We start from the raw sequence: 15,210 nt of genomic DNA on the forward strand, positions 1-15,210 counted from the left end.
GGGCAGGGAAGTCGGGAAGGCCGCAGGAGCGACAGTGGTGGCGATCGGGGGCGGGAATGACCGTTGACGGCGGTTACGCGGACTTCTTCGGACCGCAGGTACCGCGTACGGACGACGGCGGGCAGACGGCCACGTTCGCGCTGGCCTCGGCCGCCTACCGGGACAGCGAGGCCGAGGAGATACTCAAGGCCGACAGCGAGTGGCACAAGTCGACCGTGAGCAAGCCCCGGATCAAGCTGTTCCGGCCCAACCTGGGCGAGGCGTACTCACGGGCGATCATCGACCGGATGCTGGGCCCCAAGCGGGCCCCGCTCATCCAGTCCTTCGGCACCCAGCCGCAGGTGGTCGTGGAGCACAGCCTCGCGGCCCACCGCATCCGCAGGGAACGGGACAACTGGCTCAGCGCCGTCATGGTGCTGTGCGGACTGCTGTTCCTGCCCGGGCTGCTGATCTGGCTCCTGGTCTTCCAGATCCGCACCACCGTCGCCCGGCGCGAGGACAAGCGGGCCGGCACGCTCGCCACCGCGCTGCTCGTCGCGGTGGCGGTGCTCGCCGTGCTGTTCCTGCTCAGAATGCCCTTCGACGGCTTCTGGGCCTGGTACGCGCGTGCCTGCGTCGTCGCCCCGGTGATCGGCTGGTTCTGGGCCAAGCGGATCTGTGAGCGCACGGCACGGGACCTCCGGGAGCGCTGGAGCGGCCTGCTGTCCGGCGCGGGCGTGGGTGCCAAGGTGCCCGAGGCGGTGCCGAGCAGCCCTGGTGAGACGGCCGCCGAGGAGCTGCGGCAGTCGCTGGCCCGCCTCAGCGCCGAGCAGCAGTCGAACTCCGTCTTCTACGCCGGCCCCAAGGGGATCCTCGGCATGGGGACCCGCTGGGGCAGCTGGCAGCTCGCCGAGGAGCTGGTCCCCGTCGACCCGGACCGGGAGATCAACCCGTTCCGCAGCTGGGACGTCATCAAGGCCATCCACGACCGGCTGCGCATGCTGGAACGGGGCCCGCTGCACACCGGCGGCTTCCCCAAGCCGACGGTACGGCACTGGATCGTGACCCCGATCGGGGAGAACGCCGACTCGGTGTCCCGTCCCGAGGGCACCGACGTCGAGGCGTACCAGGTCAAGCCGCACGCGATACAGGAGATCTGCGACAAGCAGCAGTTCGGCGCCGGCGACCGGCACTACCTGGGCGTCCAGTGGACCCTGTGGGACGGCCAGTTGGTCATCTCCATGCTGATCACGGTCACGGTGCTGCACGAGACGCTGCGCATCGAGGTCACCGGGCACGCCCTCGGGCCGGTGCACTCCCTGTTCACCAGCAAGCCCGCGGCCAAGGAGAAGACGGTCCAGAAGTCGGTCAAGTTCTGGGAGACCCGCACGGTGAAGCTCCCGCTGGTGGACACCGACGAGGTGGTGCGGCTGGCCGCACGGGCGCCGCTGACCTGGTATCCCCCGCTGCTGTACTGGCTGGGCGGCAAGCTCACGCTGCCCGAGCCCTTCGGCGTGCGGCACGCCTGGGCGGACCGGCCGTGGCGGCACCGCTTCATGGCCGACGACGCGCTGCGCGCGGCCACGCCGGTCCTCCGCGCGGTGCACACGGCGGCGATCAAGGTGCTGAAGGAGAACGGCGTGGACACGGAGAAGTTCGGTGCCCGCGCGGGCGGTCTGAGCGGGGCGGTGCAGGAGGCGGTGCCGAAGAAGGCGGACGTCTACGACGCGTAGGCCTCCGGCGGTCGGGCGGGGGTTTCCGGGGCGGACGTCTCTGGGGGCCGCCGCCCCCGGACCCCCGCTTCGGCCTGGACGGCCTCGTCCTCAAACGCCGGACGGGCTGGAGGGCCAGGCTTCCGCCAGCATCTTGCGGGTGTCGCCCAGCAGCTGGGGCAGCACCCGCGTGTGGCCGATCACGGGAAGGAAATTGGTGTCGCCGCCCCAGCGTGGCACCACATGCTGGTGCAGGTGGGCGGCGATACCGGCGCCCGCCACCGCCCCCTGGTTCATGCCCAGGTTGAACCCCTGGGCCCCGGAGGCCGTGCGCAGGGCCGTCATCGCCTGCTTGGTCAGCTCGGCCAGCTCGGCGGTCTCCACGGTGTTCAGCTCGGTGTAGTCGGCGACGTGGCGATAGGGCACGGTCATCAGGTGACCGCCGTTGTAGGGGTACAGATTCAGCACCGCGTACACGTGCTCGCCGCGCCGGACGATCAGACCGTCCTCGTCGGACTTGGCCGGGATCGAGCAGAAGGGGCAGCCGTCGTCGGCGCCGGGGCCGCTCGGCTTGTTCTCGCCCTGGATGTAGGCCATCCGGTGGGGCGTCCACAGACGCTGGAACGCGTCCGGTGTCCCCACCCCCAGCTGCTGCTCCGGCTCACTCGTCATGCGTGCAGCATATGGCGTCGGCGCTGGGAAACCGAAAGGGCCCCCGGGAGCCTCTCCCGGGGGCCGATCCCCGCGTGTGCGGGGAGCAACGCACCTTCGTGTGTCCGACAACCGGTATGAACGGACCATCCCCGCGGCGGCGGGGAACACATCACACCTGAACCCGGCGCTCCACCACGTCAACGAGCTTCGCCAGTGCCTGGTCACGCGGAATGCCGTTCTCCTGCGAACCGTCGCGGTAGCGGAACGACACCGTGCCCCCGTGCATGTCCTCGTCACCCACGATGATCATGAACGGGACCTTCTGCTTCTGCTGCGTGCGGATCTTCTTCTGCATCCGGTCCGAGGAGGAATCCACGTCGACACGCAGCCCCTTGCGCCGCGCCTCCGCCGCGAACTCCTCCAGGTACTGCACGTGAGCGTCCCCGACCGGGATGCCCACCGCCTGCACCGGCGCCAGCCAGGCCGGGAAGGCGCCCGCGTAGTGCTCCAGGAGCACGCCGAAGAACCGCTCGATGGAGCCGAACAGAGCCCGGTGGATCATGACGGGCTGCTGGCGCGAGCCGTCGGCCGCCGTGTACTCCAGGTTGAAGCGCTTGGGCTGGTTGAAGTCGACCTGGATGGTCGACATCTGCCAGGACCGGCCGATGGCGTCGCGCGCCTGCACAGAGATCTTCGGACCGTAGTAGGCGGCGCCCCCCGGGTCCGGGACCAGCGGCAGGTTCTGCTTCTCCGCGGCCTGGCGCAGCGCCTCCGTGGCCTCCGCCCAGTCCTCGTCCGTGCCGATGAACTTGTCGGAGTCGTCGCGGGTGGACAACTCCAGCTCGAACTCGTTCAGGCCGTAGTCGCGCAGCAGGTCGAGGACGAAGGTCAGGAGGGTGTCCAGCTCCTGGGGCATCTGCTCCTTGGTGCAGTAGATGTGCGAGTCGTCCTGAGTGAAGCCGCGTGAGCGGGTGAGGCCGTGCACGACGCCCGACTTCTCGTACCGGTACACCGTGCCGAACTCGAACAACCTGAGCGGCAGCTCCCGGTAGGAACGGCCCCGCGACTTGAAGATCAGGTTGTGCATCGGGCAGTTCATCGCCTTGAGGCGGTAGTTCTGCTCGTCGAACTGGATGGGCGGGAACATGCCCTCCGCGTAGTGCGGCAGGTGCCCGGAGATCTCGAAGAGGTGCTCCTTCGAGATGTGCGGGGTGTTGACGAACTCGTAGCCGGAGACCTCGTGCTGCCTGCGCGAGTAGTCCTCCATGACCTTGCGGATCACGCCGCCCTTGGGATGGAACACCGCGAGGCCGGGGCCCAACTCGTCGGGGAAGGAGAACAGGTCCAGCTCGGCTCCGAGCTTGCGGTGGTCCCGCTTCTCCGCCTCGGCGAGGAAGTCCAGGTGGGCCTTCAGCTCGTCCTTGGAGGGCCAGGCGGTGCCGTAGATCCGCTGGAGCTGCGGGTTCTTCTCGCTGCCGCGCCAGTAGGCGGCGGCCGAGCGCATCAGCTTGAAGGCCGGGATGTTGCGCGTGGTGGGCAGGTGCGGACCACGGCACAAGTCCTTCCAGCACAGCTCGCCGGTCTTGGCGTCCAGGTTGTCGTAGATGGTCAGCTCGCCGCTGCCCACCTCCGCGTCAGCGCCGTCGGCGGCCTGCGCGGCGTTGCCCTTGAGGCCGATCAACTCGAGCTTGTACGGCTCGTCGGCGAGCTCCTCGCGGGCGGCGTCGTCACTGGTGACGCGGCGCGAGAAGCGCTGGCCGCGCTTCTGGATCTCCTGCATCCGCTTCTCGACGCGCTTGAGATCCTCGGGAGTGAAGGGCTCCTTGACGTCGAAGTCGTAGTAGAAGCCGTCCCGGATGGGCGGGCCGATGCCCAGCTTGGCCTCGGGGAACAGCTCCTGCACCGCCTGGGCCATGACGTGCGCGGTCGAGTGGCGCAGGATGTTCAGGCCGTCCTCGGAGGAGATCTCGACGCCCTCGACGGTCTCGCCGTCCTTGACCTCGTAGGCGAGGTCCTTGAGCTCACCGGCCACCCGCGCCGCGATGATCGAGCGCTGGCCGGCGAAGAGCTCGGCGGCCGTAGTGCCCGTCGTCACCACGCGTTCTTCCTGCTCCGAATCGCGTTGGATGATCACACGGACGTCTGACACCGGTCTCTCCTGACTGAAGGTGGGGCCGCGGCGCCATACCGGAGCGCACGCATGAGGGCGATCGTACCGACCGGGACCCGTGCACCGCGAAATCAATACCCGCGGTCCCCACCGTCCGCTCCCTCCTCGCCGTCCCCGCCGCAGGTCTCCTCGAAGAAGGCGGCCACCTCCACGTGCTCCTGCACCGCCTTCAGCAGCCGGTCCCGTTCCGCGTCGTCGACCGGAAGGGGGGCGATCTCACAGGCCCCGGTGAGCCGCCGGAAGCCGCCCCGGCTCTCCAGGCGGCCCAGTACCCGCACCGGCAGCCCGAGGAGGTGGGCGTGCCCGGCGATCCGGTAGGCCTCCTCGTCCAGGGTGATCCGCACGTGCGGCACCTCCGCCCCGGCCAGCACCCGCAGCCGTACGGTGCCCGCGCCGCGCGGCCCCGGTCGGCGCATGCGGACGACGGTGCCGGTGAGGCGCACCGGCACGGAGGGTTCGGCGCGCAGGTAGCGGGCGGCGGCCTCGCGCAGGGCGGGCAGGTCGCCGGGCGAGAACTCGACGGGTTCGGAGAGGGCGGCGCAGCCCTCGGGGACGCCCGCGGCCGGTGCCCAGTCGATGCCGACGCGGGCGCCCTGGGTGCCGCGGACCAGGGCGACGAGCGCGTCGGTGAGTTCGTGGCTGACGCCGGCCGCCACGGCCGCGTCGAAGGCCTCCATGCCGCCGGTGGCCCGCCGGTAGTCGACGGCCTCGCGAGCCGCGTACAGGGCCTGGTGGAGGCGTACGGCGAGCGGGCGGCCGGTGGTGACGGGCACGAACGCCGTGAGCCGGCGGCCGCCGGGGGCGGTACCGACCAGGACGTTCTCCAGGACCTCGGCGGCGGAGCGCCGGTGCCGGGCACCGTAGTAGCCCGCACGCGCGCGCGTGGCGAGTGCTCCGGCGAGCAGCATCCGGCGGGCGGCGGAGCGCAACTGCTCCTCGGCGGGCCAGGACGCGGCGTCACCGGGCCCGGACGCCGGTACGTCGCGGCCCCAGCGGATCTCGTCGCTGGGCACGGCGAGGGAGACCAGGATCTCGCGGGCGGCGGGGGTGCCGCTGCGGGAGAGGGCGAGCAGGGCTTCGGCGAGCAGGTCGTCGCTGTCGGGGAAGGCACGGCTGACGGGAACCAGCAGGCTGGTGGGGCCGGCGCCCGGCCCCGGCGGGGTCCAGCGGCCGTAGCGGCCGGGTGCGCCGCCGCGCCGCCGCCAGCCGTGCCGGTCGAGCAGGGCGGACAGCACGGCCGGGTCGACGGTGCCGGGCTCGGGCGGCCGGCCGTCGTACCAGGCACTGGCGTCGGCCGGGTGGGGCCGCACGGCGCGCAGGGGCTCTCCGGTCGGGCGGTGCGTCATGGTTTCCCTCCCGTCCCGACCCGCGTCATGATCTCGCACAGCGCCCGGTCGTCGAAGATCCGCGCGGTCGGTATCCGCACGGTGGTGCGTCGCCGGCCGGTGACCGGGTGTCCGGCGAGGTTGGTCCAGTAGCAGCAGTGCCTGAGGTCGAGCCGGTCGTGGCCGGCGCACAGCCACTGGTCCCGGGACCGGGGGACGATCATCACGACGAGGATCTTGTGCACGGAGACCGGGGTGCGGGCGAGCTTCGCCAGGTGGTCGTTGTCGAGGGTGAAGGAGAAGAAGCGGCCGGGTGGGCCCGGCGGTATCTGGTACGTCGCCTTCAGCTGCACCTTGATGGTGACCTCGTCGTCGACCGTGTGCCCTGGGGCGCTGTGGCTGACGTGCCAGTCGATGCCGTTGTCCGGGAAGGGCTGGGAAAGCGAGCAGCCCGCCGCGGCGGCGACCGCGTGGAGGTAGCCGACCTGCAAGGTCTCCATGCAGGCGGTGGTGGCGAGGGAGCCGCGTATGGGCGCGGTGCGCTCGGGCAGCAGCCCGCCCCGTTCGGGCTGCGCTATGGCCATGACCAACAGCCTTCCAGAACTGGTGTATCCCCGCTGCGGGCCTGTGAACTGCAAAGACCCTCACTCCTGTTGTGTCCTTCCGGCGTACGGCGCAAACAGCCCGGGTATCACCGAACCGGGACAGAGGACGGCGCGTCAGCCGCCGTGCCGGGACGAGGAGTTGAGTGCCCTATGACGTGCTGGTTCGAGGGGCCGCTGGCCGCCTTCGACACGGAGACGACGGGTGTGGACGTCGAGACCGACCGGATCGTGTCGGCGGCCCTCGTCGTCCAGGACGCCCCCGGGCTCAGGCCGCGGGTCACCCGGTGGCTGGTGAACCCGGGTGTGCCGGTGCCCGAGGCGGCGACGGCGGTGCACGGGCTGACCGAGGAGCATCTGCACCGGCACGGCCGGTGGCCCGCGCCGGTGATGTGGGAGATAGCCGAGGCGCTGAGCGATCAGGCACGCGCCGGACGCCCGCTGGTGGTGATGAACGCGCCGTTCGACCTGACGCTGCTGGACCGGGAGTTGCGCCGGCACCGTGCCTCGTCGCTGGGGCGCTGGCTGGAGCAGAGGTCGCTGCACGTGCTGGACCCGAGGGTGCTCGACAAGCACTTCGACCGGTACCGCAAGGGCCGCCGCACCCTGACCGACCTGTGCGCGCACTACGGCGTCGAGCTGGCCGGCGCGCACGACGCGGCGGCCGACGCGCAGGCGGCGCTGGAGGTCGTACGGGCGGTGGGCCGCCGCTTCCCGTCGCGGCTGGAGCGTCTGTCCGCCGCGGAGCTGCACACGCTGCAGGCGGTGTGGCACGCGGGGCAGGCGCGGGGTCTGCAGGCGTGGTTCGCGCTCAACGGGACCGAGGAGGCGGTCGACCCGGCGTGGCCGCTGCGGCCGGACCTGCGGGCGGCGGCGTGACGGTACTCTTCCGGCCCACGGCGACGCCAGGGGCCGGGGGTGTGGGTGGCGGAGCCCCCACTGCGCGCGGCGAAGCCGCGCAAATCACGAAGAGAGCGACGTGGTCCGCGTTGTCTGCGGACACACGTCGCTCTCGCGAGCGTGGGCGATACTGGGTTCGAACCAGTGACCTCTTCGGTGTGAACGAAGCGCTCTCCCACTGAGCTAATCGCCCGGGAACGCACTGAACAATACAGGTCCCGGCGGGCTTCCTTCAAACCGCTTCCAGGTGGGCGGCAAGTCCGCGCCGTCCCGCCCGCATCATCAGCCGGTGGTTGGCCCGGAACAGGGGCCGCCCCGGCACCGCGAGGCGGCGCAGGAGCGGCTTGCGTACGACGACCTCCTGGTCGTATCGGGCGAGCGTGCCGGTGCCGTGCTCGGTGACCGTCCAGCGTGCCCAGCCCTCCAGGTCCCCGCTCATCACGACCTCCAGCACGCCCGCCGCCGGGTCGCGCCTGCCCTCGCGCAGGGTCGTGGTCAGGTCGTACGGGAGCAGTGAGCGGACCCTCAGGACGGCGGTGCTGTCGTCGAGGCGGGTGACCTCACGGGTCTGGGGCCACCAGCGGGGGTAGTCCTCGAGCCGTTCCAGTTCCCGGTAGACCGCCAAGGCGGGCGCGGGCAGGGTCCACAGGCTGCGGAATCGGTAATGGTTCCAGTCCACCCGGGAAGTGTGCCCGCACCCGCGCCCGTCAGGGGCCGGCTACGGCATCCGGTCCCCCAGAAGTGCCAGGTTCTCGATGGCGGCGAGGCCGTAGAGCGCGGTGTCGTTGGTGGCGACCCAGGTCGCCTCGCTGCCGGGCACCAGGGCGGTCGGGCCGCTCACCTTCTCGGTCGTCCAGGGAGCCGACTCCTTGTAGCCGTCGGAGTCGTAGAACTTCTGCCAGGCGCGGGCGGCGAGCTTGGCGTCCCCGGTCTGTACGGCGGCGTAGGCGTCGAGGCGCGAGTGGCCCTGGAAGAGGATGAGGCTGCCGAAGTTGCTGCCGTAGCGGGCCGCCTGTTCGGTCTTGGAGGCGTTGAAGTAGCGGCAGTAGTCGTAGTAGGCCTCGTTGAACTCCGGCATGTCGACGAGGTCGATGAGTTCGGCGCACAGTTCGTTCAGGCCGAAGACGGCCGACAGGTGGGAGACCTCGACCTTCGGGGTGTCGGCGATCGCGAACCGGCCGGTGTCGAGATCGTAGAGGCCGCTGCCCTGGACGAAGCCGTTGGGCTGGGCGGCGATGGTCTCCATCGTGGACAGGACGCGCGCCTTGGCCTTCTCCCACTTGGGGCCCTTGCGTTCCCACTCGGTCAGCCACGCCGAGACCAGGCCGCTCCAGTCGGTGCCGAAGCCGACCGACAGGGCGTTGCGGTCGGGGGTGTAGGGCTCGGTGCGGATCTTGCGGAGCGGGTCGAGGGCGAGGAACGTCTCGTCGGAGTCGACGTTGGCGTGCATGAGGTCGCCGACGCGTTCGTCGGCGGTGAGGAAGTAGTAGAAGCGCCGGTAGGTGGTGTTGGCGATCCGCTGCTGCTTGGCGCTGTCGGCGTAGTGCTGGACGCCGTGGCGGGTGCCGAGGCCGGCCCATTCGCCGAGGTGGTAGACGTCGACCTCGCCGGTGTGCCGGGTCATGGCCTCGGCGAAGCGGAAGATGTCGGCGCGGCCGGAGCGCAGGTAGGCGTACCAGAGCCAGAGGTCCGGGGAGAGTTCGGAGTTGTCCCAGGCGTAGCCGCCGATGTCGTAGCGCCACTGGTGCCGGGCGGCGTCGTAGGTGTGCATGATGTCGCCGTAGTCCCAGAAGCCGTACCAGCGGCGCTGCTCCACCTGGTCCTTGTAGTAGGTGAAGAGGAAGTCGAGGTGGTCCTCGATCTTCGCCTTGGCGGGGGTGGAGCGGTCGGGCTTCGAGTAGAGGCCGGGGCCGAAGACGCCGGCCTTGATGAGCTGCTCGGGCGGGGCGGCCAGCTGCGGCAGGACGCGTACGGCCTCGACCTGTTCGGCGAGCTGCTCGGCGCTCGGAGTGGCGGCGTTGGCCCAGAAGAGCAGCTCGGAGGTGCGGGCGATGCCGTAGGGGGTGCCGAAGCCGGGTTCGTAGTCCTCGTAGGTGATGTTGAGGCCTTCCAGCTGTTCCTCGTACGTGTCCTGGCCCAGGCCGTCGTGGTAGAAGCGCAGGTCCATGGGCTGGGCCTCGGGCGACCAGAGCCAGAGGGTGACCTCGGCCTCGTCGGTCTGCGCGTCGCGGATGTCGAGCTGGGCGGGGTACTTCTCCCAGAAGTCGCGCAGGCCGAAGGAGAGGCCGCCGCTCACACCGCCGACGTAGCCGAAGCCGGAGGCGCGCCGTCCGCCGCCGGCGCCGATCCAGCCGTGGCCCTTCTTGGTGCGCTTGCGCAGGGTGAAGCCGTCGGCGGAGAGCTGGGAGAGGGTGTAGTCGCCCCACTCCGGGATGTACTGGAGCCGGGTGGTGACGCGTTGGTCCCAGGTGGACGGGTCGGGCAGCTTCTGCCCCGCGTACTGAGCCGCCTGCACGGCGGCGCCCGGGTCGCGGCGCAGGCCGGTGATGCCCTTGACGGCCTCGCGCAGCAGGCCGGTGCCCTCGCCGCCGACGCGGATGTGGCGGTCGTAGGACTCGTCGCGCATCGGGACGGTGAAGCGGACGCCGAGGCCCCGGATGAAGTCGCCGCTCGCCTTCCCGGGCTCCTGCTTCCCGTCGAAGGTGATGGTGTGCACCATGCGGAAGGAGTCGGCGCCCGCGTAGAAGTACAGGCGGACGGAGAAGGGGAGCCAGCCTCGGTGGCCCTTGCGGTGTCTGCCGTCGATGCGGACGACGGCGCGGACCGGGCCCTCCTGCTCGACCTTCACCTCGTCGATGGCGCCGTCGAAGCGCTCGTACTTCACCGTGCCCTGGTCGCCGTCCTCGATCTCGGGCTGGCGCAGGAGGACGAGGCGGCCGTTCTTCGCGATCTCGGTGGTGCCTCTGGTGACCGACTTGATCAGTGTCGATCCCGACTTGCCGATTCTGGCGGTGATGACGCCGGTCGATATGTCGATGGTGCCGCCCCGCTGATCGACGGCGACCTTCTTGGCGGGGGCCGCCGAGGTGCCGGCGGTCAGGGTGAGCTCGCCGTTGCCGGAGCCGACGGCGTGGGCGGTCCACTTCAGGGAGCCGTCGGGCCAGTAGGCGAGGGGCCAGGACTGGGTGGGTACGGCCTTGCCGTCCGCGTCCGTGACGGCGAAGGTCTGGCCCTCCCGGTAGGTGCCCTTGGGCCAGGGGACGCCGACGGTGGAGCCGGGGGCGGCGCCGAGGCCGCCGTCCTCCAGCCAGGTCAGGGTGACGGGGCTGTCGTCGGCGGTCTCGGCGGCGGGGGCGGCCTGGGCGTTCTTGGCGCCGAGAGCCCAGCTGAACTGGGCGGCGGCTCCGGCGACGGCCGCCGCCTTGAGGAGGGACCTGCGGGGGATGGGGGACATGGCCTTTCCTTTCCGTTCCGTGCGGATGCGGAGGGGTGGTCAAGATGTCAAGGGCATGACAGGCGGAGGCGCGGCGCCGGGGCGCCGGCCTTCGGGAGGCAGGGCCGTCAGCGGCGCCGGTAACGCTCCTCCACGGCGACGGCGGCCGCGGCGACGGCGCCCAGGACGGCGACCGCCAGCGGCGCGCTGAACCAGGCGGAGCAGACCACCACGGCCAGCCCGCCGACGATCAGGAAGGAACCGGCCGGGTCGAGCACGGTGCGCCGGCCGGCCCGCGCGAGCAGCGCACGCCAGGAGGCCCCGGGATGCCAGGTCGCCGCCGCGCGCAGCCCGGCCACGGTGGCGGCGATCAGGGCGAGCACCCCGACGGCGCCCACGAACGGACCGCCCGGCAGCCCGCTGCGTACGGCCTGGACGTCCACCCACACGGCGGCCAGGGCGGCCCACCCGGCGACTCCGACGAGCCACCCGCGGCGCGCCGCCGACCGGAAGTCGGCGGTGAACTCCCGCCAGCCACCGCGCTCATGGGCGAGCCGGCGCCCGAGGTGCCGCGCCCCCGCCGCGAACGCGGCCGGGTAGGTGACCAGCGGCAGCGAGGCCACGGCGATCCACACGCCGGTGAGCAGGCACTCGGCGAACAGCGCGAACCCCTCGCCGAACCGCGACTCGCGCCGCTCCCCCGCCCGCTCCGCACGGGCCTTCGCACGCACCTCGGTCATGATCGGTTCACCTCAGCCCTTCAGGCCGGACGTGGCCATGCCGTCGATCAGATAGCGCTGGAAGGCCAGGAAGAAGGCGAGGACGGGCAGCAGGGCGACGAGCGACATGGCGATCATGCCGCCGTAGTTCGCCAGCCCTTCCTGGTCCACGAACATCTTCAGGCCGAGGGAGACGGTGTACTTGCCGGGCTCGTTGAGGTAGATCAGCGGGCCCATGAAGTCGTTCCACGAGTTGATGAAGGTGAAGATCGCGCTGGTGATCAGGGCCGGGCGGCACAGCGGCAGCACGATCGACCAGTAGATGCGGAAGTGTCCGCAGCCGTCCAGGCGCGCCGCCTCGTCCAGCTCCTTGGGGAGGTTCCGCATGAACTGCACCATCAGAAAGACGAAGAACGCCTCCGTGGCCAGGTACTTCCCCAGCAGCAGCGGGGTGTACGTGTTGATCATGTCCATGTTGCGGAAGAGCACGTACTGCGGGATGAGCAGAACGTGGTACGGCAGCAGGAGCGTGCCGATCATCAGTGTGAAGAGCAGGTTGCGGCCGGCGAACCGGATCTTCGCGAAGGCGTACGCGGTCAGCGAGCAGGACGCCACGATCCCGATCACCGAACCCACCGCGAGGACGAGCGAGTTGACGAAGAAGGTGGAGATCGAGATGTCGGCGATGCCGTCGGCGAGACCCGTGTAGTTCGAGATGATCGGGTCGGCCGGGAACAGGTCCAGGCTGCCGACGATGTCCCCGCTCTCCTTGAGGGAGCCGCCGATGACCCAGAGCACCGGGTAGAGGATCACCGCCAGGATCGCCAGCGACCCGATGTGCCAGGCGAGCGAGCCCGGCAGCCCGCGCCGCAGGGCGCCCTTCGCGGTCGGGGCCGGCGTGACGTCGGTGGCCTGTGCGCTCATCGGCCGCCCTCCTCGTAGTGCACCCAGCGCTTCTGCGACCAGAACAGCACCGCGGTGACCAGGGCGACCGCGACCAGCAGCATCCACGCCATGGCGGAGGCCAGGCCCATGCGGCTGTTCTCGAAGCCCTGGATGTACAGGTAACAGGTGTAGACCATGGTCCCGTCGGCCGGTCCGCAGGAACTGCCGCCCGCGCCGCCGCCGACGATGTAGGCGGAGCTGAAGATCTGGAAGGAGTGGATGGTCTCCAGCAGGACGTTGAAGAAGAGGACCGGGGAGATCATCGGCAGCGTGATGTTCCAGAACTGCCGCAGCTTGCTCGCGCCGTCCACGTCGGCGGCCTCGTACAGCTCGCGCGGCACCTGCTTGAGGCCGGCCAGGAAGATGACCATCGGGGCGCCGAACTGCCAGACGGTGAGCGCCACCAGGCTGTAGATGATCAGGTCCGGGTCGCCGGTCCAGCCGCCGGCGTCGATCCCGAAGAGCTGCTGCGTCCGGTCGACGACCGCGTCGTCCGAGAAGATCGCCTTCCACACGATGGCGACGGACACGCTCGCGCCGATCAGCGACGGGGCGTAGAAGGCGGCCCGGTAGAAGGCCTGCCCGCGCCGCTTCTGGGCCAGCAGCAGGGCCACGCCGAGCGCGGCGATCAGCTTGATCGGCGTGCCGACGACCACGTACCAGAGCGTGACCTGGACCGAGTGGCGCCAGCGCGGGTCGCCGAACATCTCGGAGAAGTTGTCCAGGCCGATCCACCGGGGCGCGTCGAACAGGTTGTAGTCGGTGAACGCGAAGTAGAGCGAGGCGGCCATCGGTCCGGCCGTCAGCAGCAGGAAGCCGGCGATCCAGGGGGACATGAAGAGGTAGCCGGCGAGGTTCTCCCGGCGGCGCCGCCGCTTGTGTTCGGCGGGGCGCGGGGACTTCGCCGGACCGTGTCGCGGCTGGGACTCCTCGAGCGGGTCCTCCACGGCGGGGGCGTGTGTCACGGCGCTTCCCATCAGCCGGCGAGAGCCGTCTTCGACTCGGAGAAGAACTGCTTGACCGCGTCCTCGACCGAGCGCTCGCCGAGTGCCATCTCCTCGGCGATGCGCAGGAAGGCGGCCTCGCAGATGTCGGCGCCGTTGGGGTGCGGGGTGATGGTCTCCAGGACGCCCGCGTCGACGAGGGACTGCTCGTAGGCGGCGATCGCCTTGTTGACCGGGTCGGTGGGCCGATACGCGTCGTACTGGGCCTGCGTCGCCGGCACCCCGCGGTCGTAGCCCATGATCTTGGCGACCTCGGGGTCGTGGACCATGAAGTCGATGAACTGGGCGACTTCCTTCGGGTGCTCGGTGCGCCGGTAGCCGCTGAGCATCAGCGAGCCGAGGTACTGGCCGGTGCGCTTGCCGTCGGTGGTGGGGATCGGCGCGAGGCCGTACTCGCTCTTGCCCTCGGAGGTGTAGCGGACGGTGAAGTTGTCCCAGGTGAACTCGCTGCCGGCGAGTTCGGCGGAGAGCGCCGACTTGGGCTTGATCTGGGCGACCTTCTTCGGGTCGGCGAACAGGCCGGATTTCACGCCCTTCTCCGCCTTCGTCCACCAGGCGGTCAGGTCGGCCTCGGTGAAGCCGAGTCCGTCCTCGGTGAAGAACGCCTTGCCGTTCTGACGCAGATACAGGTCGTAGAGGTACATGACGCCGTACATGCCGCTGTCGCCGGCCCGGCCGGTCCGGTCCCGGACGCTCGCCATCGCCTTGTCGAAGTCGTCCCACGTCCAGCCCTGTTCGGGCTTGGCGCCGGCCCGGGTGTAGACGGGCTTGTCGATGACGAGCGCCATCGAGTTCGAACCGACGGGCACGCCGAGGAGCTTGCCGTCGATCTCGCCGAACGTCTCCAGGCCCGCCCGGAAGCCGTCCATGGTGAGATTGCCCGCCTCGACCTGTTCGCTCAGGTCGAGCAGTACATTCTTGGCATCGTATTTCCGGAGAAATCCGATGGCATTCTGGAAGACGTCCGGCGGATTCCCCCCTGAGGCCTGCGTGTTGAACTTCTTCCAGAAGTCGGTGTACGGCTGGAAGTCGGTCTTCACCTTGATCTTCGGGTACTTCTTCTCGAAGAGCGCGATGGTCTTGTTGATGCGTTCCGCCCGGTCCTCGGCACCCCACCAGGAGTAACGAATCGTCACCGTCCCGTCCCCGGATCCGCTGCCGCCGCCGCACGCGGTGGCCGTCGCCCCCAGCCCCGCGACGGCCAGCGAGGCCCCCGCCGCCTTGAGGATCGTCCGCCTCTCCACATTCCCGCCCTGCTGCATACGAGCCTCCCCGCGACGTCGCGTCCGCCTCATGAATCGTTTCAAGTAAGCGCTTGCTGGCACAAGGTACGGAGGGCCCCGGGGCGCGTCAATGATTCGGACAGGAATTGACGGGCGCCGCCTCTCGGCGACGGGACCGCCCCCTGAACGGCCACCCGCCGACAGCCGGGAAGAACTCCCTGGTCGACGCCGCGCGACCGAGGAGCCGAACGCGGGCGGACCCGTCGCCGAGAGGCGGCGCGGCAGGTCACGGTTGGATGACGGCGGACGGAAGCGGAATGCCCGGGCGCCCGGACGGCCCACACACGAAGGCGGCCCGGCTCACGATCGTGAGCCGGGCCGCCTGATGATCCGGTGGGCGATACTGGGTTCGAACCAGTGACCTCTTCGGTGTGAACGAAGCGCTCTCCCACTGAGCTAATCGCCCGGACGCAGGAAGAACATTACCCCATGTCAGGGGGTGCCCGTGACCAGCGGGGGGCCGGGTCGCCGCACCGCCGCCGCG

At 70.3% G+C, this 15,210-nt stretch carries 12 protein-coding genes and 2 tRNA genes; 2 read left to right on the plus strand and 12 right to left on the minus strand.

Annotated elements, in window-relative coordinates; all coding sequences use genetic code 11:
- The first annotated feature begins 56 nt into the window (after window positions 1–56).
- On the plus strand, window positions 57–1,712 hold the full coding sequence (locus tag M6G08_RS32195) for an AbeC-like domain-containing protein (protein ID WP_272590662.1): 1,656 nt from the start codon (window positions 57–59) through the stop codon (window positions 1,710–1,712).
- 90 nt (window positions 1,713–1,802) lie between these two features.
- On the opposite strand, the gene M6G08_RS32200 is transcribed toward M6G08_RS32195, so the two are convergent.
- From M6G08_RS32200 to M6G08_RS32215, 4 genes are all read right to left on the minus strand, one after another.
- Window positions 1,803–2,363 carry an HIT family protein gene (locus tag M6G08_RS32200; RefSeq protein WP_272590663.1) on the minus strand — a complete coding sequence of 187 codons (561 nt, stop codon included), beginning with the start codon at window positions 2,361–2,363 and terminating at the stop codon, window positions 1,803–1,805.
- Window positions 2,364–2,514: 151 nt separating this feature from the next.
- Entirely contained in the window at window positions 2,515–4,494 is a 1,980-nt protein-coding gene (thrS, locus tag M6G08_RS32205; RefSeq protein ID WP_272590664.1) for a threonine--tRNA ligase, read from the minus strand.
- 92 nt (window positions 4,495–4,586) lie between these two features.
- A complete protein-coding gene (locus tag M6G08_RS32210; protein ID WP_272590665.1) occupies window positions 4,587–5,861 on the minus strand; it encodes a hypothetical protein in 1,275 nt (424 codons plus the stop codon).
- On the minus strand, window positions 5,858–6,424 hold the full coding sequence (locus M6G08_RS32215; protein WP_272590666.1) for a DUF4365 domain-containing protein: 567 nt from the start codon (window positions 6,422–6,424) through the stop codon (window positions 5,858–5,860). The genes M6G08_RS32210 and M6G08_RS32215 overlap by 4 nt, the downstream gene beginning before the upstream one ends.
- Before the next feature lie 171 nt (window positions 6,425–6,595).
- Here M6G08_RS32215 and M6G08_RS32220 point away from each other — a divergent pair, with 171 nt between their 5' ends.
- Window positions 6,596–7,321 carry a 3'-5' exonuclease gene (locus tag M6G08_RS32220; protein WP_272590667.1) on the plus strand — a complete coding sequence of 242 codons (726 nt, stop codon included), beginning with the start codon at window positions 6,596–6,598 and terminating at the stop codon, window positions 7,319–7,321.
- A gap of 142 nt (window positions 7,322–7,463) precedes the next feature.
- Here M6G08_RS32220 and M6G08_RS32225 read toward each other — a convergent pair.
- The 8 genes from M6G08_RS32225 to M6G08_RS32260 form a co-directional block, all read right to left on the minus strand.
- Window positions 7,464–7,535, minus strand: a tRNA-Val gene (locus M6G08_RS32225).
- 39 nt (window positions 7,536–7,574) lie between these two features.
- A complete protein-coding gene (locus M6G08_RS32230; protein WP_272590668.1) occupies window positions 7,575–8,021 on the minus strand; it encodes an SRPBCC family protein in 447 nt (148 codons plus the stop codon).
- 39 nt (window positions 8,022–8,060) lie between these two features.
- Window positions 8,061–10,796 carry an exo-rhamnogalacturonan lyase family protein gene (locus M6G08_RS32235; protein ID WP_272590669.1) on the minus strand — a complete coding sequence of 912 codons (2,736 nt, stop codon included), beginning with the start codon at window positions 10,794–10,796 and terminating at the stop codon, window positions 8,061–8,063.
- Window positions 10,797–10,903: 107 nt separating this feature from the next.
- The gene (locus tag M6G08_RS32240) at window positions 10,904–11,515 is read right to left on the minus strand and encodes a hypothetical protein (protein WP_272590670.1); all 612 of its coding nucleotides are present in this window, start codon (window positions 11,513–11,515) and stop codon (window positions 10,904–10,906) included.
- A gap of 12 nt (window positions 11,516–11,527) precedes the next feature.
- A complete protein-coding gene (locus M6G08_RS32245) occupies window positions 11,528–12,418 on the minus strand; it encodes a carbohydrate ABC transporter permease (protein ID WP_272590672.1) in 891 nt (296 codons plus the stop codon).
- Window positions 12,415–13,416: a carbohydrate ABC transporter permease gene (locus tag M6G08_RS32250; RefSeq protein ID WP_272590673.1), complete on the minus strand. Its 1,002-nt coding sequence runs from the start codon at window positions 13,414–13,416 to the stop codon at window positions 12,415–12,417. The genes M6G08_RS32245 and M6G08_RS32250 overlap by 4 nt, the downstream gene beginning before the upstream one ends.
- A complete protein-coding gene (locus M6G08_RS32255) occupies window positions 13,416–14,705 on the minus strand; it encodes an ABC transporter substrate-binding protein (protein WP_272590674.1) in 1,290 nt (429 codons plus the stop codon). The genes M6G08_RS32250 and M6G08_RS32255 overlap by 1 nt, the downstream gene beginning before the upstream one ends.
- A 355-nt stretch (window positions 14,706–15,060) precedes the next feature.
- Window positions 15,061–15,132 (minus strand) — tRNA-Val (locus tag M6G08_RS32260).
- Window positions 15,133–15,210 lie beyond the last annotated feature (78 nt).

The organism is Streptomyces sp. M92 (genome assembly GCF_028473745.1).
GTDB lineage: Bacteria > Actinomycetota > Actinomycetes > Streptomycetales > Streptomycetaceae > Streptomyces.

Bases quoted from the DNA above. Each gene is read 5' to 3' on its own strand.
- M6G08_RS32195 (WP_272590662.1), top strand. From the start codon at position 57: ATGACCGTTGACGGCGGTTACGCGGACTTCTTCGGACCGCAGGTACCG.
- M6G08_RS32200 (WP_272590663.1), bottom strand. From the start codon at position 2,363: ATGACGAGTGAGCCGGAGCAGCAGCTGGGGGTGGGGACACCGGACGCG.
- M6G08_RS32210 (WP_272590665.1), bottom strand. From the start codon at position 5,861: ATGACGCACCGCCCGACCGGAGAGCCCCTGCGCGCCGTGCGGCCCCAC.
- M6G08_RS32215 (WP_272590666.1), bottom strand. From the start codon at position 6,424: ATGGCCATAGCGCAGCCCGAACGGGGCGGGCTGCTGCCCGAGCGCACC.
- M6G08_RS32220 (WP_272590667.1), top strand. From the start codon at position 6,596: ATGACGTGCTGGTTCGAGGGGCCGCTGGCCGCCTTCGACACGGAGACG.
- M6G08_RS32235 (WP_272590669.1), bottom strand. From the start codon at position 10,796: ATGTCCCCCATCCCCCGCAGGTCCCTCCTCAAGGCGGCGGCCGTCGCC.
- M6G08_RS32240 (WP_272590670.1), bottom strand. From the start codon at position 11,515: ATGACCGAGGTGCGTGCGAAGGCCCGTGCGGAGCGGGCGGGGGAGCGG.
- M6G08_RS32245 (WP_272590672.1), bottom strand. From the start codon at position 12,418: ATGAGCGCACAGGCCACCGACGTCACGCCGGCCCCGACCGCGAAGGGC.
- M6G08_RS32250 (WP_272590673.1), bottom strand. From the start codon at position 13,416: ATGGGAAGCGCCGTGACACACGCCCCCGCCGTGGAGGACCCGCTCGAG.
- M6G08_RS32255 (WP_272590674.1), bottom strand. From the start codon at position 14,705: ATGCAGCAGGGCGGGAATGTGGAGAGGCGGACGATCCTCAAGGCGGCG.